This window comes from Streptomyces beihaiensis, from assembly GCF_026274175.1.
GTDB lineage: Bacteria > Actinomycetota > Actinomycetes > Streptomycetales > Streptomycetaceae > Streptomyces > Streptomyces beihaiensis.
Genome location: NZ_JAPHNL010000112.1, coordinates 40,401 through 61,136, shown reverse-complemented (window position 1 = coordinate 61,136; position 20,736 = coordinate 40,401). Strand labels below are relative to the sequence as shown.

Sequence of the window (20,736 nt, the reverse complement as noted above, 5' to 3'; positions counted from 1 at the left end):
AGCCGACCGAAGGTCGGCTCCCTCTCTCACGTGCTGGTCAACGACCTCAGCAACGGGTGCTCAATGATGCAGCAGATGCAATTCCGCCCGTTTTCAGCTGCAGCCGCTGGTGGAGCCGCAGCCCTCGCAGATGTAGCAGGAGCCGGCGCGCTGCATCTTGGTGCCGCAGGAGAAGCAGAGCGGGGCGTCGGCCTGGATGCCCAGCTGCATCTCGACGAGTTCGGCGCTGGTGTGCGCCTGCTTCGAGGCGGGCTTGTCGGCGGTCTCGGCCTGCGGTGCCTGAACGGCCTTCGGGGACTCGATCTGCCGGGGCGCGGACTGCGCCAGGCCCTCGACGTCGACCTCGTCCTCCGTCGGCTCGTACGAGCCGGTCTCCAAGTGGCGCTGACGCTCCTCGGCGGAGTGGATGCCGAGCGCGGAGCGCGTCTCGAAGGGCAGGAAGTCGAGCGCCAGGCGGCGGAAGATGTAGTCGACGATCGACTGCGCCATCCGCACGTCCGGGTCGTCCGTCATGCCGGCCGGTTCGAAGCGCATGTTGGTGAACTTCGAGACGTACGTCTCGAGCGGCACGCCGTACTGCAGTCCGACCGAGACGGCGATGGAGAAGGCGTCCATCATGCCCGCGAGGGTCGAGCCCTGCTTGGACATCTTCAAGAAGACCTCGCCGAGACCGTCGTCCGGGTAGGAGTTGGCGGTCATGTAGCCCTCGGCGCCGCCCACCGTGAAGGAGGTGGTGATGCCGGGACGGCCCTTGGGCAGACGCTTGCGGACCGGGCGGTACTCGACGACCTTCTCGACGGCCTCGCGGATGGTCGCCTCGGTCTTCTCCGTGACCTCGGCCTTCTCCTGCTCCTTCTTCTTGGCGGAGAGGGGCTGGCCGACCTTGCAGTTGTCACGGTAGATCGCGAGCGCCTTGACGCCGAGCTTCCATGCCTCGAAGTAGATCTCCTCGACCTCCTCGACGGTCGCCGACTCCGGCATGTTGACCGTCTTGGACAGGGCGCCGGAGATCCACGGCTGGATCGCGGCCATCATGCGGACGTGGCCCATCGCGGAGATGGAACGCTCGCCCATGGCGCAGTCGAACACCTCGTAGTGCTCAAGCTTGAGGCCGGGAGCGTCGATGACGTTCCCGTTCTCGGCGATGTGCGCGACGATCGCCTCGATCTGCTCCTCCTGGTAGCCCAGGCGGCGCAGGGCCTGCGGCACGGTGCCGTTGACGATCTGCATCGAGCCGCCACCGACCAGCTTCTTGAACTTGACCAGGGCGAGGTCGGGCTCCAGGCCGGTGGTGTCGCAGGACATCGCGAGACCGATGGTGCCGGTCGGGGCGATGACCGATGCCTGCGAGTTACGGAAACCGTTCTTCGCGCCGAGGCGGACCACGTCCTGCCATGCCTCCGTGGCGGCGGCCCAGATCGGGGTGTCCAGGTCGTCCATGCGGACGGCCGCGGCATTGGCGTCGGCGTGCTGCTTCATCACCCGCTGGTGCGGGGTGGCGTTCTTGGCGTAGCCGTCGTACGGGCCGACGACCGCGGCCAGCTCGGCGGAGCGCTTGTAGGACGTACCCGTCATCAGCGACGTGATGGCGCCGGCGAGGGCGCGCCCGCCGTCCGAGTCGTAGGCGTGGCCGGTCGCCATGAGCAGGGCGCCCAGGTTCGCGTAGCCGATACCGAGCTGGCGGAAGGCCCGGGTGTTCTCGCCGATCTTCTGCGTCGGGAAGTCCGCGAAGCAGATCGAGATGTCCATCGCGGTGATGACCAGCTCGACGACCTTCGCGAAGCGCTCGACGTCGAAGGACTGGTTGCCCTTGCCGTCGTCCTTGAGGAACTTCATCAGGTTCAGCGAGGCGAGGTTGCAGGACGTGTTGTCCAGGTGCATGTACTCGCTGCACGGGTTCGAGCCGTTGATCCGGCCGGATTCCGGGCACGTGTGCCAGTGGTTGATGGTGTCGTCGTACTGAATACCGGGGTCGGCGCAGGCCCAGGCGGCCTCGGCCATCTTGCGGAAGAGCGCCTTGGCGTCGACCTCCTCGATGACCTCGCCGTCCATGCGGCCGCGCAGGCCGAACTTGGACCCCGACTCGACGGCCTTCATGAACTCGTCGTTCACACGGACCGAGTTGTTGGCGTTCTGGTACTGGACGGACGTGATGTCGTCGCCGCCCAGGTCCATGTCGAAGCCCGCGTCGCGCAGCGCGCGGATCTTCTCCTCCTCCTTCACCTTGGTCTCGATGAAGTCCTCGATGTCGGGGTGGTCGACGTCGAGAATGACCATCTTCGCCGCCCGGCGCGTGGCCCCACCGGACTTGATCGTTCCTGCAGAGGCGTCGGCACCGCGCATGAAGGAGACGGGACCCGAGGCGTTGCCGCCGGAGGAGAGCAGTTCCTTGGAAGAGCGGATACGGGAGAGGTTCAGGCCGGCCCCGGAGCCGCCCTTGAAGATCATGCCCTCTTCCTTGTACCAGTCGAGGATCGACTCCATGGAGTCGTCGACGGACAGGATGAAGCAGGCGGAGACCTGCTGGGGCTGCGGCGTTCCGACGTTGAACCAGACCGGCGAGTTGAAGCTGAAGATCTGGTGCAGGAGGGCATAGGCCAGCTCGTGCTCGAAGATCTCGGCGTCGGCGGGCGAGGCGAAGTACTTGTAGTCCTCACCGGCCTTGCGGTACGTCTTCACGATGCGGTCGATGAGCTGCTTCAGGCTCACCTCACGCTGCGGGGTGCCCACGGCGCCCCTGAAGTACTTGCTGGTGACGATGTTGACCGCGTTCACCGACCAGAACTCGGGGAACTCGACGCCACGCTGCTCGAAGTTGACCGAGCCGTCGCGCCAGTTGGTCATGACGACGTCACGATGCGCCCACTCCACCTCGTCGTACGGATGCACGCCGGGGGTGGTGTGGATGCGCTCGATACGCAGGCCCTTGCCGGCCTTGGAACCCTTGGCTCGGGAACCTCGCGCTGCCGGACCGCTCGCCGTCTCTGTCATGCCGCCTCCCATACATCGGGCTAAAACGCCCTGAAGTGCCACGATCTTCCCGTGGCACGGTGTGTGTCTTGTGTCGCGGCCGTCGTTCTCACCGGCTGCGACAGGTCTCTGATCCGCCGCCGACCGACCCCGGCCGGGTCAGTCGGCGGCGCGGGCGGGCACGGGGACCTCCGCAGTCCCCCCGGTCCCGCCGTCGCTCTCCGCGCGCGGTCCGCCCGCGCCGCCCGGCTCCGCCCCGGGCGCCTGTTCCCTCAGTTCCGCGATCGCCGCCTCGAAGTCCTCCAGCGAGTCGAACGCCCGGTACACGGACGCGAACCGCAGGTAGGCGACGAGGTCGAGCTCCTGGAGCGGGCCGAGTATGGCCAGACCCACGTCATGGGTGGTCAGCTCGGCGCTTCCGGTGGCCCGCACCGCCTCCTCGACCCGCTGGCCGAGCTGGGCGAGGGCGTCCTCGGTCACCGGGCGTCCCTGGCACGCCTTGCGCACGCCGTTGATGACCTTGGTGCGACTGAAGGGCTCGGTGACTCCGCTCCGCTTGATCACCATCAGTGAGCACGTCTCCACCGTCGTGAATCGACGGGAGCAGTCCGGGCACTGACGGCGGCGGCGGATGGACGTGCCGTCGTCGGTGGTCCGACTGTCGACGACACGGCTGTCGGGATGCCTGCAGAAGGGGCAGTGCATGAACTCCCAACCCTCCTTCACGGCACGACTCGATAGCCACGAGAGGCTGGTTCACGCCCCTCGAAGCAGCCCCAAGCATAGGCGATGCCACCGACGCTCGAGGACGGGGGACCACAACTTCTGGGCCACTGATGCAATCCAACCACTACATCTGGGGTTCGACTGCCTTTTTGGCGCTAGAGCGTGTCGCACGGCCCGAGTTCGGCCCGCGCGCCGCATCAGGCCACGGGGCGCGGCCGCCCCGCGGGGCGGCGCTCGACGGAGGGGCGGTGCCCGGTCGAGGAGGGGGCGAGTGGCAGACTGGGGAAGCCTGCGCAGGAGGTGTCCGCCCCGGCGGTGAAGCGTACCGGATTGAGCGGAAATGACCCTCGCGCACGCACTCCGCATACACCTGGGCACATGATCACGACAAGTAATCTGGAATTTTTCACTCGAACGTGTGTTTGGCGCAACCTTTCGAAAGGAACTACCGTTGGCTAGCTAGGGAGACATTCTCGAGAGGGGCCGACCGACGTGACCACCACCGCAGACAGTGCCACCATCACTGCCCAGGGCCGCGCCCAGGGCCGACTCGAGCCGGTGCATGCCGTGAACGACGCAGCCATGAATCCGGAGGGCCCCAAGACCGGGCGTTCACTGCCCGGCCGACCTCCAGGGATCCGCGCGGACAGCTCCGGCCTCACCGACCGCCAGCGGCGCGTGATCGAGGTCATCCGGGATTCCGTACAGCGTCGGGGATACCCGCCGTCCATGCGGGAGATCGGTCAGGCGGTGGGCCTGTCCAGCACGTCGTCGGTGGCGCACCAGCTGATGGCGCTCGAGCGCAAGGGCTTCCTGCGCCGTGACCCGCACCGCCCGCGCGCGTACGAGGTCCGGGGCTCGGACCAGCCCAGCGCGCAGCCCACGGACACGGCGGGCAAGCCCTCGGCGTCGTATGTGCCGCTGGTCGGCCGCATCGCCGCCGGTGGCCCGATCCTCGCCGAGGAGTCCGTCGAGGACGTCTTTCCCCTCCCCCGCCAGCTGGTCGGTGACGGCGAGCTGTTCGTCCTGAAGGTCGTCGGCGACTCGATGATCGAGGCGGCGATCTGCGACGGGGACTGGGTCACGGTCCGTCGCCAGCCGGTCGCGGAGAACGGAGACATCGTGGCCGCCATGCTCGACGGCGAGGCCACCGTCAAGCGTTTCAAGCGCGAGGAGGGCCATGTCTGGCTGCTCCCGCACAACTCCGCGTACCAGCCGATCCCCGGCGACGAGGCGACGATCCTCGGCAAGGTGGTGGCCGTTCTGCGACGTGTGTGACCCTGCCTCCCTGACCGGGCCCCGGGACCAACTGCGCCGGTTCCGGGGCCCAGCGCTGTCAGGCGCCCCGGCTCGGAACGGATGTTCCCACTCTCGGCCCCGTCCGGGTCGTCCCTGTCCGGGTCGCCCCCCGTCCGGGTCGTCCCTGTCCGGTCGGCCGATTCTGCCTGATGTGGCCGGACCGGCCCTACGTCACTTCTCCTCCGCCTTCGCCGCCGCGTCGATCGCCGCGAGCGACCGGCGCACCTGATTACGGTCTGTCGTGTACCAGAAGTCCGGCATGGAGGCACGCAGATAGCTTCCGTACCGTGCCGTAGCCAGCCGCGGATCGAGTACGGCCACCACCCCGCGGTCGCCGGTCGCCCGCACGAGTCGGCCCGCGCCCTGCGCCATGAGCAGCGCGGCATGTGTCGCCGCGACGGCCATGAAGCCATTGCCGCCCGCCTCCTCGACCGCCTTCTGGCGGGCGCTCATCAGAGGGTCGTCGGGGCGCGGAAACGGGATCTTGTCCATGACGACCAGCTGGCAGCCGGTGCCGGGCACGTCCACGCCCTGCCACAGCGACAACGTGCCGAACAAGCACGTCTTCGGGTCCGCGGCGAAACCCTTGATCAGCTCACCGAGGGTGTCCTCGCCCTGCAGCAGGATCGGGAACTCGGGGAGGCGGGGACGCAGTTCCTCGGCCGCCGCCTGAGCGGCGCGCATCGAGGAGAAGAGCCCGAGCGTCCTGCCGCCGGCGGCCTGCATCAGCTCGGACAGCTCGTCCATCATGTCGGTCCGCGCGCCGTCGCGGGCGGGGCGGGCCAGGTGCTTGGCCACGTAGAGAATGCCCTGCTTCGGATAGTCGAACGGCGAGCCGACATCCACTCCCTTCCACACGGGCAGGTCGTCCCCGCTCGTGCCCTCCGGGGCCAGGCCGAGGGATGCACCGACGCCGTTGAAGTCCCCGCCGAGTTTCAGGGTCGCCGACGTGAGGATGACGGACCGGTCGGAGAAGAGCTTCTCCCTCAGCAGCCCGGACACGGACATCGGCGCCACGCGCAGGGAGGCCCCGAACCGGTCGTGCCGCTCGTACCAGACGACGTCGTACTCCGAACCGTTCGTCACACGCTCCGCCACGTCGTGGACCGTCTCCACCGAGGCGAGGGCCTGCTTACGCACCGCGTCCTCGTCCTGGACGGACTTGTCCCGGGTGGACCCCAGCGCGGTGATCACCGTACGGGCAGCGTCCCGCAGCGCCATGAGCGCGTAACCCAGGTCTTCCGGGATCTCCTCCAGGCGCCCCGGCAGCGCCAGCTCCATCAGCCGCTCGAACCCCTCGGCGGCGGTCTGGAGCTGGTCGGCGGCCTTCTCGTCGACCAGCTTGGCCGCTCGACGCACCGCGCGGTTGACCTGCCCGGGGGTCAGTTCGCCGGTCGCCACACCGGTCACGCGGGAGACCAGCTCATGGGCCTCGTCGACGATCAGGACCTCGTGCTGCGGCAGGACGGGGGCGCCTTCGATGGCATCGATGGCGAGGAGGGCGTGGTTGGTCACGATGACGTCGGCGAGCTTGGCGCGCTCGCGCGACAGCTCGGCGAAGCACTCCTGTCCGTACGCGCATTTCGATGCGCCCAGGCACTCCCGGGAGGAGACCGAGACCTGCGCCCATGCCCGGTCCGAGACGCCCGGCGTGAGGTCGTCGCGGTCGCCCGTCTCCGTCTCGTCCGCCCAGTCCCGCATCCGCAGCAGGTCCTGGCCCAGCTTGCTGGTCGGGGCGGCCGCCTCGAACTGGTCGAACAGGCCCTCTTCCTCATCCTGCGGCACGCCCTCGTGGAGCCGGTGCAGGCACAGATAGTTGGACCGTCCCTTGAGCATGGCGAAGTCGGGGCGGCGGCGCAGCAGCGGGTGCAGTGCGTCGACGGTGCGGGGCAGGTCCCGCTCGACGAGCTGGCGCTGCAGGGCGAGCGTGGCGGTGGCCACCACGACGCGCTCCCCGTGGGCCAGGGCGGGCACGAGGTAGCCGAGCGACTTTCCGGTGCCGGTGCCCGCCTGGACGAGCAGGTGGGAACCGTCGTCGATGGTCTCGGCGACCGTCTCGGCCATGGTGACCTGGCCAGGGCGCTCGGTGCCGCCGACCGCGGTGACGGCGGCGTGCAGGAGCTCGGGGAGTGAGGGCTTCGTCATAGCTCGACCACCCTACGGTGCTCCACTGACAACCCGGCGGTCACGGCTGGTGAAGGGGGTTGGCGACGGTGCCGTGCACGGCGGCGTGCGGGCGGTGCGACCGGTCGCGGTAGCCGTCGAGGTGGAGCCGGTTGCGGTTCAGGCACAGGCGCTCGATGCGCGGCGTGAGGAGGTCGAACATCTCGAACCGCTCCTTCAGCTCCGGGAAGCGGGCGTGGTGGCCGAGGATCTCGGCGCGCAAGAGGGACCAGAACTCGGTCTCGGGCAGGCCGAGCTGCTCCTCGTAGAGCGGCGCCAGGTACCGGAAGACGCCGACGAAGAGTCCGGAGTGGATGAACTGGGTGAGGAAGTCGGGACGCTCCGTGAGCAGCACGTCCCGCACGTCCCGCGGCATCGCGGCGTGCTCGGGCAGCGGCTCCGCGCTGATGTTGACGTCGTCGACGAAGTCTTTGACGGCCAGGCGGGTGGGCACATCGTGGTCGTCGAAGACGACGATGGCGTTCTCTCCGTGTGGCGAGAAGACGGTCCCGTAGCGGTACAGGAAGTGCAGCAGGGGCGGCAGCAGCGCGGCGAACAGCCTGCGCAGCCAGGTCTTCGGGGCCACGCCCGAGCGGTCGACGAGTTCAGCGGTGAACGCGCGGCCGCGCGGATCCACGTGGAGCAGGGACGCGAGCGTACGCGCGCGTTCCCCCGGTGCGAGGTGGCGGGAGAGCGGCTCGCGCCAGATGGCGCCCAGTAGTTCCTTGTACTGGTAGGGGACTTCGTCGAGCCCGTCGTACAGCGGGTGCTCGACGGTCACGGACGCGACCTCGCCGAGCAGGACGACCGCGCACTCGCTCCTGAGGAAGGGATCGGCGTCGCGCAGGCCCTGCATCCAGGCGGTGACGGCGGGAGCGGCCAGTGTGCGCTCCGTCGGCAGCCCGCGCCACACCAGTGTGTTGAGGACCGATAGCGGGAGTTTCACCGTGTGCCGGTCGGGGCGGGAGGTGTTGAGGAAGGTACGGATGGACTGCTGCGGCAGCCGCAGATCACCGTCGGTGGGCAGCGGCACGATCTGGTCCGCGGCCACGGAGGGCGCGAAGAGCGGCAGCACGATGTCGTCCCACTGCCACGGGTGCACGGGCAGGTAGAGGTACATGGCCGGGTCCAGGCCGCGGGCGCGCAGCGTGTCGGCGAACATCTGCCGGGTCGCGGTGTCGAGTTCGCGTGTGTAGAGGGAGTCGGCGTTCTCCAGGCCCGCGGCGCCGCGGTAGGTGGCGAGGTGCGTGTGCACGGCGATCCAGGGCAGGCTGGTGCGGCGGCGGGCCTCGGGTGCCCAGCGGGCGGCGTCGGCGGCCGAGAAGCCGAGCCGGCCCTTGTTCAGGACGAGCCAGGGGTGTCCGGTCTGGTGCCCTTCCAGCTCCGCGTAACCGAGGTCGGCGAGGTCGGCGGCGCACAGCGCGGTGTGGTCGAGCCGTGCGTCGGCGGCCAGGGTGACGGTGAGTTCACGGATGAGGTGTCCGAGCGTGGGTCCGTCGAGACCGAGGAGGCCCTTGGCCTGCCGGACGAAGGCAAGCGGGTCGTCCAGCGGCCGCGCGGTCGGGGCGCCGCCGTCCGTCGCGGCCCATCCGATACTCGCCGGATCCACCTGCCAGCTGCCGTACGCGCCCCGGCGGGCACGGAACCGGAGTGTGCGGCTTCCTCCCGACTCGGGGCGCCGTCCCGGTTGCGGGGCTGCCGAGGCCGTGGCCGGAGCCGGGGGCACGGTCAGGGCGTAGTCGTGGCTGCCGTACGACGTCTCGTGCGGCAGCGCGTCGACGGGGACCGGCTCGACGATGCCCTCGTACGCGAACTCACCGATCAGCTTGGCCAGCAGGCGGCCGCCCGCCCGAGACCAGCTGGCGCGGGTCAGCTCGGGCGGGTCGTACAGCAGGGGCGGCTCTCCGGGACTGGGGACGTCAGACGGATTCGGCACGGGGACTCCTCATCGGGAACCGGATCGGATCGAGGGTCGTTACTAAGAGTGACGAGCTCATAGCAGGGCGCGCAGGGCTCGGTCTCGGACCATGAGCGCGGCCCGCTTGTCGGGAAGGTCGACCTCGGCGGCAAAGCGGAAGCCGGCGCTCAAGAATGCGGATACGGAGGGGGTGTTGCGAAGGTCGGGTTCAGCCACGACCCGTGCACAGCGAGGGCGACGGTCGAGCACCAGGTCGGCGACGGCACGGAGCAAGGTGGCTCCGATACCCCGCCCACGGTTGTCGGCGCCACCGATGAGGAGGTGAATGCCGGTGTCGTGCGGACGGGCGGGGTAGTGACGGGCCAGCGGGTCGAGGTCGGCGCGGTAGATCTCCCAATAGCTCATCGGCGTGCCGTCGAGGACGCCGAGGCAGGGCACGCTGCGTCCGTCGCCGTCGACCTGTGGGCGCAGATGTTCGGCGGTGACGGTGTCGGGGCCCGCCAGCTCCCAGAAGGCGTCGACGGCGGGGTCGTTCATCCAGCGGCTGATGAGCTCAAGGTCGCGTTCGACGCGGGCGGGGACGAGGTGGAAGACGCCTGCCGGGGTGGTGACCGGTCCCCACCCCCCGACGTGGTCCAACAGATCCCGCAGGGCCTGCTCGGCCGGTGCCGCAAGAGCGTGGGTGACCTCGGCCCGGGTGCGCGGGGCGGTGGCGATCCCGCCGCCGGCCCGCTCCCGCCCCTGCTCCTGCTCGCGCTCCTGCTCGGCGATGAGGTCGAGCAGCTCGTCGGGAAGGCGCAGGTCGAGGGTGTCCTGGCCGTCGGCGTCGTTGACGCCCTCGACGGATCTGTTCGCATCGGCGGCGGGGGCGGTGCCGGCACTCGCGTCGGTGGGAGGCACGGCGGTGCTCCTCTCGGGAAGGCACGCGCGGAAGGCGTGGGGACGGACGGAAGGAGAGCGGAACGGGCGCGGGAGCGGAACGGAGGACGTTGATCGCGCGCCTCGGGCCCGCGCGGTTCGGTATGGGCCGGGTGGAGGTCGGATCGGGCCGGATCAAGTCGGGCCAGGTCGAATCAGTCGGGTCAGGTACGGAGGGGGTTGGCGATGGTGACGTAGACGGACTGGGTGTCGACGGGCCCGACGAGTTCGTCGAGTCCGTGGAGCCGGGTGAGCAGGTTCGCCTTGCAGCGCAGGGTCGACGTGTCGAGGAGGAGTTGCGGCAGCGTGCTGCGCAGCCGGTCGGGACCGGATGCGGCGTTCGTGAGGAACCGGCGGAACGCCGCGAGCAACAGCTCTTCGTCGGCGAGCCGTTGGGAGCCGAACGCGCCGATGAGGCCGAGCACGTTGTTGATGGCGAGGTAATAGGCGAACCGCTCGTCGGTGACCTCGTCGGAGACGAACGTGTCGCTGTGCGTGCCGATGCCGGGCAGGGTTCGGTCGAGTTCGACGCGGCGGGACTCGCGGAAGTAGTAGCCCTGGTTGTCGCGGTAGCGCCCGCCCGCGGGCCAGCCATCAGGGTCGAGCAGCAGAAGTGTGTTCTGCTGATGGGCCTCCAGAGCGATGCCGATCTCGCCGTCGAGCCACAGCACCGGGCGCACCACGTGTTCGAGGTAGCGCAGGAACCACTCGGCGGCCACGGCGGTGCGGGGGCGTCCGGTACGGCGCGCCAGACGGGTGACGGTGTCGGCGAGACGCGAGGTCACGCCCCGCCGCTCCCCTTCACCGGTGCCACCAGTGCCGCCGGGGGCGGGCCGGGGCGAGACGAACCCGGCGACGCAGGAGGCGTCGTGTTCGGGGCCGAAGGGGTTGTGGCGCAGGATCGCGTCCAGGCCCGGGACGGGAGCCCCGCTCGGATCGTTCACGGCCAGCCAGGCGGGGTCGCGGACGATGTCGAACTCCGGGTGGACGGCGTGCCACCGCACGGCGACACCGGCGCGCAGAAGCCGGTGGACCTCGACGCCGCGGTGGAGTTCTTTGCGGAGGTTCTCACGGCGGGAGTTGGTGATGCGCAGGCCCAAGGAGAGCTTCAGCATGGAAGGCGAGCCGGGGCGATAGAGCGTGCGGACGGAGGAGGTGGGGAACCAGGGGTCGCCGTGCGGGCCGAGGTCACGCAGCAATCCGGCGTCCAGGAGGGCGGCGGTCGTGGGGCGGTGCCGCAGTTCGCGGAGCTGCCAGGGGTGCACCGGTAGTGCGGCGTGCCCGTCGGGCAGGGCGAGACCGGGACCGGCCAGCCGGGAGGTGATGTCGGCGGCCGGCACGGCTCGGCCGCGCACGGTCCAGGCCGAGTCCTGGGCGAGGACGTCCGGCGCGACGGCGAGCCAGTGCGGCGCGAACGCGCCGCGCAGTTCGGGCGAGTACCGGTGGGCTTCGGCTTCGGAGAGGCCTTCGCGGCTCTTGGGCGTCGGGTGCAGGGGGTGACCGAGGATCAGGGCCTGTTCGGCGGCGAGGAACCGGTCCGAGGCGTCGGCGGGCCGCCGGCGCCGGTCAGCGATGAACACGGCGGTCCGGCGCAGTGAATCGGCGACACGCGCGACGAGGTCCTGCCCGTCGCCCGTCGCGGCGGCCGGGCTCGGTCCGGCGACGGCCCCGGGACCGTCGCTGCCGGAGCCCGTTGCGTCGGCGGCGCTCCTGTCCGTGGCCGTGTCGCCCGGGGCAGCGGCGTCCGGGGCGGCGGGGGCGGCGGCGTGGTCACGGGTGCCGGAACCGGTGGCGTTCGGCGCGGCAGAGCCGGTCGCTGTGCCAGGAGCGGTGTGAACCGTGGCCGTTACAGCGGTCGAGCGGTCGGCGGCCGGGGCGTCGGGGCAGCCGGGGCCGGCCGGTCCGGTGCCTCGCGCGCCGGTGCCCGCCGCCTCGGCGTCGAGGACTCGGGGCGTAGTGACTCCCGCCTCGCCGGGCGCCGGGTCGGGCGGCGTGGGCGCCGCCGACTCGCGGGTCAGCAGGGCGGCGAGGGTAACGGCGTCGACGGGGGGCGCACCGTTCGGACCGCCTTCCAGGGCAGGGAGGCCGAAGCGGTGCCAGCCGGTCGGCGACCAGTAGTGCACGGGGACGAGGAGCGCGGTGCCGCTGGCGGGCAGCGGGACGCGCAGGACGTTCCGGGAAACAGGAAGGGTGATGTCGTTCTCACGCACCCAGCAGCGCAGCAGGTTCTCGACCGCCGCTGCCTGCGCGGCGGTCGTCGGGTCGGGATGTTCCAGGAGGTCGGCGACGGCCGGGCCCGGGTGATCGGCGCCGCGGCCGTCGACGCTCATCTGCCGGGGCACGGTCGGGCGCTCGGACGCTCGGGGTGACTGGGTGTCGCAGGAACCGCCGACAGCGGGACGAAGGCGGCCGTCGGGTGCGGGAGTGGCGTTCAAGAGGGCTTCCTTGCGTGCGGTGATGGGCTCCGTGGGGCGGTGGTCCGCTCGGTGGCGGGGCCCACTGCGATCGGTGGTGGGGACGTGCGCGCGGGCTCTGCCGCGGCTGGGGGCTGTCCGGGGCCGGGTGCCTCCACGCCCTGCGGACGGCGGGAGGGACGGCCCCGGCGGCCCGCCGAGCAACCCGCCACGTCCCCGGGCGGAGGGAGAGGGCCCTGTCGGAGTCGTGAGGGCTGGTGCGCACTCCTGCCTCGCCGCCTCCACGACACGAGGGCGATCCCGGCGGCGATACCGCAGGGCGTGTCCACACGCTCTTCGGGCCGTGGAAGGCAGGGCCCTCGGCTGCCCCGGCTGCCCCGGCTGCCCGCCGAGGGATCCCCGCGTCCCCCCGGCGGTGGATGGCGGTCCTGCCGAAGTCGCAGGTGCCGGGTGCGCACTCCCCCGGCGCCTCCATGGCGTGCGGATGCCCCCTGCGGCGTTGCCGTCGGTCGCCGGCTCGCACGGCCTCGCCTGCGCCGACCGTGGCGGTGGACCGAGTCCAGCCTGGCTCATCGGACCGGCCCTAGTCGCGGTGGTGGGACCGGGCCACGGCCGCGACGGCGTCCGCGAGCCGGTCGACCACGGCCGCGGCCTGTTCGTCGGTGATGGTCAGAGGTGGCAGGAGGCGGACGACGGCACTGTGTCTGCCGCCGAGTTCGACGATGAGGCCACGGTCCAGACAGGCGTCCCGTACGGCCGCGGCGAGGTGCGGGGCGGCCCGGGGCGGCACGGGAACGGGGGTGCCGGGCCGCTGGCCGGGAACGAGGCGGACGCCTTCCGGACGGCCTCCTGCACCTCTGCTGTCCCGGGCACCGCCCTGGTCGCCGCCCTGGTCGCCGCCCGGATCTCCGGGCGCCTCCGGGTCGACGAGTTCCACGCCGATCATGAGGCCCCGGCCCCGTACATCACCGACGCACGGGAACCGCTCGGCCAGGGTGCGCAGTTCACCGAGCATCCGGTCGCCGAGAACGGCGGCCCGCTCCGCGAGGCGGTTCTCCCTGACGTACGCGAGCGTGGCCGTGCCCGCCGCCATGGCGAGCTGGTTGCCGCGGAACGTACCGGCGTGGGCGCCCGGCTGCCAGACGTCGAGGTCGTCGCGGTAGACGATCACGGCGAGCGGGAGGCTGCCGCCGATCGCCTTGGACAGGACCATCACGTCCGGCACGACACCACTGTGGTCCACGGCCCAGAAGGCGCCGGTCCTGCCCACACCGGTCTGCACCTCGTCGGCGATGAGCGGGATCGACCGGTCCGCGGTGAGGGAGCGCATCCGGCGCAGCCAGGCGTCGGGGGCGGGGTTCACCCCGCCTTCGCCCTGCACCGGTTCGAGGATCATGCCCGCGGGGTGCCCGATGCCGGACTTGGTGTCGTCCAGCAGCGACTCCGTCCAGCGCGCGGCGAGTTCGGCCCCGCGCCGACCGCCGACGCCGAAGGGGCAGCGGTAGTCCTGAGGGTAGGGCAGGCGCGTGACCCGGACGTCCCGCGCGCCGCCCGACGCGGCGAGCGCCCCCTCCGTCATCCCGTGGTACGCGCCGGTGAACGCCAGCAGCCCCGAGCGCCCGGTGGCGGTGCGTACCAGCTTCAGGGCCGCCTCGACGGCGTCCGTGCCCGCGGGTCCGCAGAACTGGATGCGCGCCCGGTCGGCGAGTGCGGGCGGCAGCGTACGGAACACCTCGCTGGTGAAGGCGTCCTTCACGGGCGTGGCCAGGTCGAGAATGTGCAGCGGCGCACCCGAGTCGAGCACCGCGCGGATCGCTTCGAGCACCACGGGATGGTTGTGGCCGAGCGCGAGCGTGCCCGCGCCGGAGAGGCAGTCCAGGTAGCGGCGGCCGTCGGCGCCCTCGATGGTGAGGCCGCGGGCGCGCACGGGCACGATGGGCAGTGCGCGCGCGTACGTGCGTGCCGCGGACTCCCGTGCGGCCTGGCGGCGCAGAATTCCCTCGGCCACCGGGTGCCCCGCCTGTTCGTCGGTGGCGGCCTCGCGCACGTGGGGGGCGTCGCACGGCGGGGGCGCCGCCAGGGGCGCAGGATCGGTCACGGCCACGACTGTTGGTCCTCCCGCTGGTTGTGCGGCCGACAGGGGGTGTCGACTCACCGGTGGGCGGGGCGAGTTGGCGGGCTGGCCACCTGGTCCGCCGTCCCGACGGGACGGCTGGTCGGTTCGAGGGCAGCGCGCCGACAGCGAATCCCCCGTACGTACCAACGACGGGAGGGCCTCGGGATCACGGGTCGTACGCGATGTATGACGAGAGTTTTACGCCTCCGTGCGTGTCTCCACGCGCGCGTGGCGCACAGTGTGCCCCGCGTGCTCTGCACGCGCGCGTGCGCCCGTGCCACGGGTCCGGGTCCGGCTCATGGCACGGGCGGTGGGGCGAGGTTCGGCGGGTCAGGCGCCGACGTACTCCGCGAGGTGCTCACCGGTGAGCGTGGTGCGGGCGGCGACGAGGTCGGCGGGGGTGCCCTCGAAGACGATGCGGCCACCGTCGTGGCCGGCTCCCGGCCCCAGGTCGACGATCCAGTCGGCATGGGCCATGACGGCCTGGTGGTGTTCGATGACGATGACCGTCTTGCCGGAGTCGACGAGCCGGTCGAGCAGGCCGAGCAGCTGTTCCACGTCGGCGAGGTGGAGTCCGGTGGTCGGCTCGTCCAGGACGTAGATGCCACCCTTGTCGCCCATGTTGGTGGCCAGTTTGAGGCGCTGGCGCTCGCCGCCGGAGAGCGTGGTGAGCGGCTGGCCGAGGGTGAGGTAGCCGAGGCCGACGTCGGCGAGACGGGTGAGGATGCGATGCGCGGCAGGGATGCGCGCGTCGCCCGAGCCGAAGAACTCCTCCGCCTCGGCGACGGGCATGGCGAGCACGTCGCTGATGTCGCGCCCGCCGAACGTGTAGTCCAGGACCGACGCGTCGTACCGCTTGCCACCGCAGTCCTCGCAGACCGTGGAGACGTCGGCCATCATCGCGAGGTCGGTGTAGATGACCCCGGCGCCGTTGCAGGTGGGGCAGGCGCCCTCGGAGTTGGCGCTGAACAGTGCGGGCTTGACGCCGTTGGCCTTGGCGAATGCCTTGCGGATCGGGTCCAGCAGGCCGGTGTACGTCGCCGGGTTGCTGCGCCGGGAGCCGCGGATGGCGGTCTGGTCCACGGCGACCACGCCTTCGTGGGCCGGGATCGACCCGTGGACGAGCGAGCTCTTGCCGGACCCCGCGACGCCGGTGACGACGGTGAGCACACCGAGCGGGATGTCGACGTCCACGTCCCGCAGGTTGTGCGCGTTCGCTCCGCGGACGGCGAGCTTCCCGGTCGGCTTGCGCACCGACTCCTTGATCTGTGCGCGGTCGTCGAGGTGACGGCCGGTCACGGTGCCGCTCCCGCGCAGCCCTTCCAGCGGGCCCTCGTAACAGACCGTGCCGCCCTCGGTGCCCGCGCCGGGACCGAGGTCGACGACGTGGTCGGCGATGGCGATGGCCTCCGGTTTGTGCTCGACGACCAGGACGGTGTTGCCCTTGTCCCGCAGCCGCAGCAGCAGGTTGTTCATCCGCTGGATGTCGTGCGGGTGCAGCCCGATGGTGGGCTCGTCGAAGACGTACGTGACGTCGGTGAGCGAGGAGCCGAGGTGGCGGATCATCTTGACGCGCTGTGCCTCGCCTCCGGAGAGCGTGCCGGAGGCCCGGTCGAGCGAGAGATAGCCGAGGCCGATCTCCACGAACGAGTCGAGACTTTGGCCCAGTGCCGTCAGCAGCGGTGCCACGGACGGTTCGTCGAGCGCGCGGACCCACTCGGCCAGGTCCCTGATCTCCATGGCGCACGCGTCGGCGATGCTCACCTTCTTGATCTTCGACGACCGCGCCTGCTCGCTCAGCCGGGTGCCGTGGCACTCCGGGCACGCCCCGAAGGTGACCGCGCGGTCGACGAAGGCGCGGATGTGCGGCTGCATCGCCTCCCGGTCCTTGGAGAGCATCGACTTCTGCAGCTTGGGGATCAGGCCCTCGTACGTGAGGTTCACCCCGTTGATCTTCACCTTGGTCGGTTCGCGGTACAGGAAGTCGTGCCGCTCCTTCTTGGTGAACTTGCGGATCGGTTTGTCCGGGTCGAAGAAGCCGGACTCCCTGATGACGCGCACGATCCAGCCGTCACCCGTGTAGGTGGGGATGGTGAACGGGTCCTCGTTGAGCGACTTGGAGTCGTCGTAGAGCTGTGCCGGGTCGATGTCGGAGACCGTGCCACGGCCCTCGCAGTGTGTGCACATGCCGCCGGTGCGGCTGAAGGTCACCTTCTCCGTCTTCGTCCGGTCGCCGCCCCGGTCGACGGTCATGCCCCCGCTGGCGCTGACGGAGGCGACGTTGAAGGAGAAGGCGCCGGGCGGACCGATGTGCGGCTTGCCGAGGCGGCTGAAGAGGATCCGCAGCATCGCGTGGACGTCGGTGACGGTGCCGACGGTCGAGCGGGGGTCGGAGCCCAGGCGCTGCTGGTCGACGGTGATCGCGGTGGTCAGTCCGTCGAGCACGTCGACCTCGGGGCGGGCGAGGGTCGGCATGAAGCCCTGGACGAACGCGCTGTACGTCTCGTTGATCATCCGCTGCGACTCGGCGGCGATCGTGTCGAACACCAGGGAGCTCTTGCCCGAGCCCGAGACACCGGTGAAGACGGTGAGGCGCCGCTTCGGGAGCTCGATGCTGACGTCCTTGAGGTTGTTCTCGCGCGCGCCGTGCACACGGATCAGATCGTGGCTGTCGGCGACGTGGGGCGCGGTCGACTGCTTGTCCGTCCTCCTGGCCATGGTCTTCCTGTCTCCAAGTCGATGGTGTGGGGCGGGACCGGGAGGTCCTTTCCTGCCACGCTAATCCGACCCGGACAGGGGCGCTTCTCGATTTCTGACCGGCCTGGTGACCTGCTTCGCCACACAGGAGGGCAGCCCCTCGGTGGCCCGCTGGGCCTCTTTGCGGTAGGCGCTCGGCGGCATGCCGACGAGTTCGGTGAAGCGGGTGCTGAACGTGCCCAGCGACGAGCAGCCGACCTCGAAGCAGACCTCGGTGACGCTGAGGTCGCCGCGGCGCAGCAGCGCCATCGCGCGTTCGATGCGGCGCGTCATGAGGTAGGAGTACGGCGACTCCCCGTACGCCCGGCGAAACTGCCGGCTGAGGTGTCCCCCGGACATGTGCACGTCCCGCGCCAGCGCCTCGACGTCCAGCGGACGCGCGTACTCCCGGTCGATACGGTCGCGCACGCGGCGCAGCAGCGCGAGGTCGCGCAGGTACTGGTCCGTGGCGCGTCGTGGGGTCACGTCGTCATCGTGCCACGTCCCGCTCCTCGCCGCCCCAGATACCTGAGAACCCGTCAAACCGCCCCATGCCGGGAGTATCAGCAGGTCGTACGGGCTGCGGCACGGTCTGTAGCCGAACCGTTGCGCAGTCGTGGGCCGACACCCGCAGCCGCCACATAGTGTGGGGGACCGTTCGGCGGTCGGGGCCCGTGGCGCTCGCCCGCCGCATCCGTACGTCAGCACATCGTTGCGAAAGACCCAGGGGGATTCACGACATGCGATCCACACGCCCACTGTTCGCCGTACGCCGCTGCGCGAGCGCGCGCGGCAGGACGGCCCCTGTGGCCGCGGCGGTCGCGCTCAGCGCGGCGCTGGCCCTGACCGCCACCGCGTGTGGCCCCGGCGACAACAACGCCGACGCCAAGCCGACGTCGTCGGCGACGGCCGCTTCGGGCGGCGACAAGGTCAAGATCCCGGACGACATCAAGCAGCGGCTGAAGGCTCACGGGATCGACCTGGACAAGTGGAAGAACGGCGAGTGGAAGAACTGGGACCGGGACAAGTGGCTGCGTGAGGCGCAGGACTTCGTCAACCCCGTCATCAAGGGGCTGTGGGACGCGGCACGGATGCGTGACGCCGACAAGGACCCGGGCAAGGGTGTCGACGACAACGACATCTCCGGCGACCAGGGCGTGACGGACCCGACGCCGAACCCGGTGCAGGCGGCGGCCGTGGCCGGCCCGTACCACTCCAGCGCGCCGTACGCGGGCAAGCTGTTCTTCGACAGCCCCGAAGGGCACATGGTGTGCTCGGCGACCGTGGTCACCGACCCGGCGCACCCCGGCAAGTCGAACATGATCTGGACGGCCGGCCACTGTGTGCACGCGGGCAAGAAGGGCGGCTGGTACCGCAACATCGCGTTCGTGCCCTCGTACAACAACAGCGCCAAGTCCGCCGACCAGCTGCGGGGCGCGACGCGGGACGAGATCGCCCCGTACGGCGTGTGGTGGGCCGACTGGGCCCAGACGTCGAACCAGTGGATCGAGCAGGGCGGTCCGACCGGTGGTCAGGGCGCGCCGTACGACTACGCGGTCATCCACGTGACGCCGGAGAAGGGCGCCACCGGCAAGTCCCTGGAGGAGACGGTCGGTGCGGCGATGCCGGTGGACTTCAACGCGCCGGCGGTGCCGAAGATCTCCGGACTGACCGCGAAGGGTTACCCGGCGGCTCCTCCGTACGACGGTCAGAAGCTGTACCAGTGCGCGGACAAGCCGGGCCGGCTCTCGCTCGCCTCGGCGGACCCGACGATGTACCGGATCGGCTGCACGATGACCGGCGGCTCGTCCGGCGGCGGCTGGATCGGCAAGGGGCCTGACGGCAAGCCCGCGCTGGTCTCCAACACCTCGATCGGCCCGGCGACTTCGGGCTGGCTGGCCGGTCCGCGGCTCGGCAAGGGTGCCAAGAGCATCTACACGGCCGTGAGCCGTAAGTTCGCCGGACAGTGACCCGGTCGGCGGCGGGGCGCGGGAAACCTTCACCACCTCGCCGCCGTTCCCCCTCGACCCCACAGGCATAGTGGGGTGCTGTGTCACGGCGGGGCCCGGCGGCCGCCCGCCTCGCATGCTGACACGCCCATGACATGGCTCACGCTCAAGACATCACCGCGCGCCGGACCGCCGGCGAGACCGAGAGGCCCGGCGGCCCGGCGGCCCGGCGCGCACGCGTTTCCCACGGGGGTACTCGCATCATGCGTTCCACACGCCGACCACTCATGCCCGGACGCGGACGGCTCGTACGGGCCAGGGGCTCCGCCGTGGCCGCGGCCTCGCTCACCGCCGTCCTGGCGCTCACCGCCACGGCCTGCAAGGGCGGCGACGGCGGCAAGGACGACGCGGCGGGCGGCAAGCCGACGGCCACCGCGTCACGGGGCGGCGGCAGCGGCGCGAAGCTGCCCGGCGACATCGCCGACCGGCTCAAGCAGCACGGTATCGACCCCGGCAAGTGGAAGGACGGGGCCTGGAAGAACTGGGACAGGTCCACCTGGCTGCGCGAGGCGAAGGACTTCGTCAACCCGGTCATCGACGGGCTGTGGAAGCCGAAGCGGATGGAGTCCGCCAAGGATCCCGGCAAGACGATCGCCGCCAAGGACGCCACGGACGACCAGGGCGTCACCGATCCGGCGCCCGAACCCGTTCGGGCCACGCCGGAGAAGACGCCGTACCACCGGCACGCCGCGCCGGTCGGCAAGGTCTTCTTCGACTCCCCCGAGGGCTCGATGGTCTGCTCCGGCACCGTCGTGAAGGACCCGCGCCACCCCGGCAAGTCCAACCTCGTCTGGACCGCGGGCCATTGCGTGCACGCGGGCAGGAAGGGCGGCTGGTACCGCAACATCGCGTTCGTGCCGTCCTACAACGACCTGGGCAAGTCGGCGGACGCGCTGCGCGATGCCACGCGGCAGGAGATCGCGCCGTACGGCACCTACTGGGCGGACTGGGCGTCGACCTCGAACGAATGGATCGACGGGGGCTCCGAGACGGGCGGGGCGGGCGCGCCCTACGACTTCGCCGTACTGCATGTGAGGCCCGAGCACGGCGCCAAGTCCCTGGAGGAGACGGTCGGCAACGCGCTGGACGTCGACTTCTCCACACCGTCCGTGCGGTCGGTCGGTGCGATGGGTGCCTGGGGCTACCCGGCGGCGCCGCCCTACAACGGTCTGCTGATGCACAAGTGCGTCGACCGGCCCGGACGGCTCTCGCTCGACCCCACGCAGCCGACGATGTACCGGATCGGCTGCACGATGACCGGCGGTTCGTCGGGGGGCGGCTGGTTCCGGGTCCGTGACGGCAAGACGGTCCTCGTCTCGAACACGTCGATCGGTCCGGCCGACAACACCTGGCTCGCGGGCCCCCAGCTCGGCGCGGAGGCCCGTCAGGTCTTCGACACGATGAGCGAGAAGTACGGCGGCCAGTAGGCGACGGCCCCTCGCCCCGGCAGGCGACGGCCGCCCCGCA

General features: G+C 70.8%; 12 protein-coding genes. 3 read left to right on the top strand and 9 right to left on the bottom strand.

The annotated features are described in order from the left end of the window. Positions 1 to 93 precede the first annotated feature (93 nt). Together OFY01_RS12350 and nrdR are read right to left on the bottom strand one after the other, a co-directional pair. Positions 94 to 2,991: a vitamin B12-dependent ribonucleotide reductase gene (locus OFY01_RS12350; RefSeq protein WP_266599190.1), complete on the bottom strand. Its 2,898-nt coding sequence runs from the start codon at positions 2,989 to 2,991 to the stop codon at positions 94 to 96. Positions 2,992 to 3,129: 138 nt separating this feature from the next. Then, a complete protein-coding gene (gene nrdR, locus OFY01_RS12345) occupies positions 3,130 to 3,675 on the bottom strand; it encodes a transcriptional regulator NrdR (protein WP_266599188.1) in 546 nt (181 codons plus the stop codon). A gap of 513 nt (positions 3,676 to 4,188) precedes the next feature. Here nrdR and lexA point away from each other — a divergent pair. After that, a complete protein-coding gene (lexA, locus tag OFY01_RS12340; protein WP_266599186.1) occupies positions 4,189 to 4,974 on the top strand; it encodes a transcriptional repressor LexA in 786 nt (261 codons plus the stop codon). Between the two features lie 192 nt (positions 4,975 to 5,166). Here the strand turns inward: lexA and OFY01_RS12335 are convergent, their stop codons facing one another. The 7 genes from OFY01_RS12335 to OFY01_RS12305 all read right to left on the bottom strand — a co-directional run bounded on the left by OFY01_RS12335 (position 5,167) and on the right by OFY01_RS12305 (position 17,746). After that, positions 5,167 to 7,140 (bottom strand): ATP-dependent DNA helicase, encoded by a 1,974-nt coding sequence (locus tag OFY01_RS12335; RefSeq protein ID WP_266599184.1) that lies wholly within the window; start codon positions 7,138 to 7,140, stop codon positions 5,167 to 5,169. A 40-nt stretch (positions 7,141 to 7,180) separates the two neighbouring features. Next, the gene (locus tag OFY01_RS12330) at positions 7,181 to 9,094 is read right to left on the bottom strand and encodes an IucA/IucC family protein (RefSeq protein WP_266599182.1); all 1,914 of its coding nucleotides are present in this window, start codon (positions 9,092 to 9,094) and stop codon (positions 7,181 to 7,183) included. A gap of 57 nt (positions 9,095 to 9,151) precedes the next feature. Continuing rightward, entirely contained in the window at positions 9,152 to 9,976 is an 825-nt protein-coding gene (locus tag OFY01_RS12325) for a GNAT family N-acetyltransferase (protein WP_266599180.1), read from the bottom strand. A gap of 182 nt (positions 9,977 to 10,158) precedes the next feature. Next, entirely contained in the window at positions 10,159 to 12,429 is a 2,271-nt protein-coding gene (locus OFY01_RS12320; protein ID WP_407700328.1) for an IucA/IucC family protein, read from the bottom strand. A gap of 562 nt (positions 12,430 to 12,991) precedes the next feature. Then, positions 12,992 to 14,512 carry a diaminobutyrate--2-oxoglutarate transaminase family protein gene (locus OFY01_RS12315; RefSeq protein ID WP_407700327.1) on the bottom strand — a complete coding sequence of 507 codons (1,521 nt, stop codon included), beginning with the start codon at positions 14,510 to 14,512 and terminating at the stop codon, positions 12,992 to 12,994. A 342-nt stretch (positions 14,513 to 14,854) separates the two neighbouring features. Then, positions 14,855 to 17,242 carry an excinuclease ABC subunit UvrA gene (locus tag OFY01_RS12310; RefSeq protein ID WP_266599178.1) on the bottom strand — a complete coding sequence of 796 codons (2,388 nt, stop codon included), beginning with the start codon at positions 17,240 to 17,242 and terminating at the stop codon, positions 14,855 to 14,857. A gap of 60 nt (positions 17,243 to 17,302) precedes the next feature. Next, a complete protein-coding gene (locus OFY01_RS12305) occupies positions 17,303 to 17,746 on the bottom strand; it encodes a helix-turn-helix domain-containing protein (RefSeq protein ID WP_266599176.1) in 444 nt (147 codons plus the stop codon). Between the two features lie 254 nt (positions 17,747 to 18,000). Between OFY01_RS12305 and OFY01_RS12300 the strand changes: the two genes are divergently transcribed. Together OFY01_RS12300 and OFY01_RS12295 are read left to right on the top strand one after the other, a co-directional pair. Next, on the top strand, positions 18,001 to 19,230 hold the full coding sequence (locus OFY01_RS12300) for a trypsin-like serine peptidase (protein ID WP_266599174.1): 1,230 nt from the start codon (positions 18,001 to 18,003) through the stop codon (positions 19,228 to 19,230). 242 nt (positions 19,231 to 19,472) lie between these two features. Further along, positions 19,473 to 20,696, top strand: a complete 1,224-nt coding sequence (locus tag OFY01_RS12295) for a trypsin-like serine peptidase (protein WP_407700326.1) — start codon at positions 19,473 to 19,475, stop codon at positions 20,694 to 20,696. Positions 20,697 to 20,736 lie beyond the last annotated feature (40 nt).

What these genes read in the sequence shown, in the direction of transcription:
- OFY01_RS12335 (WP_266599184.1), bottom strand. Translation starts at nt 7,140, where the DNA reads ATGACGAAGCCCTCACTCCCCGAGCTCCTGCACGCCGCCGTCACCGCG.
- OFY01_RS12300 (WP_266599174.1), top strand. Translation starts at nt 18,001, where the DNA reads ATGCGATCCACACGCCCACTGTTCGCCGTACGCCGCTGCGCGAGCGCG.
- nrdR (WP_266599188.1), bottom strand. Translation starts at nt 3,675, where the DNA reads ATGCACTGCCCCTTCTGCAGGCATCCCGACAGCCGTGTCGTCGACAGT.
- OFY01_RS12350 (WP_266599190.1), bottom strand. Translation starts at nt 2,991, where the DNA reads ATGACAGAGACGGCGAGCGGTCCGGCAGCGCGAGGTTCCCGAGCCAAG.
- OFY01_RS12295 (WP_407700326.1), top strand. Translation starts at nt 19,473, where the DNA reads ATGCGTTCCACACGCCGACCACTCATGCCCGGACGCGGACGGCTCGTA.
- OFY01_RS12310 (WP_266599178.1), bottom strand. Translation starts at nt 17,242, where the DNA reads ATGGCCAGGAGGACGGACAAGCAGTCGACCGCGCCCCACGTCGCCGAC.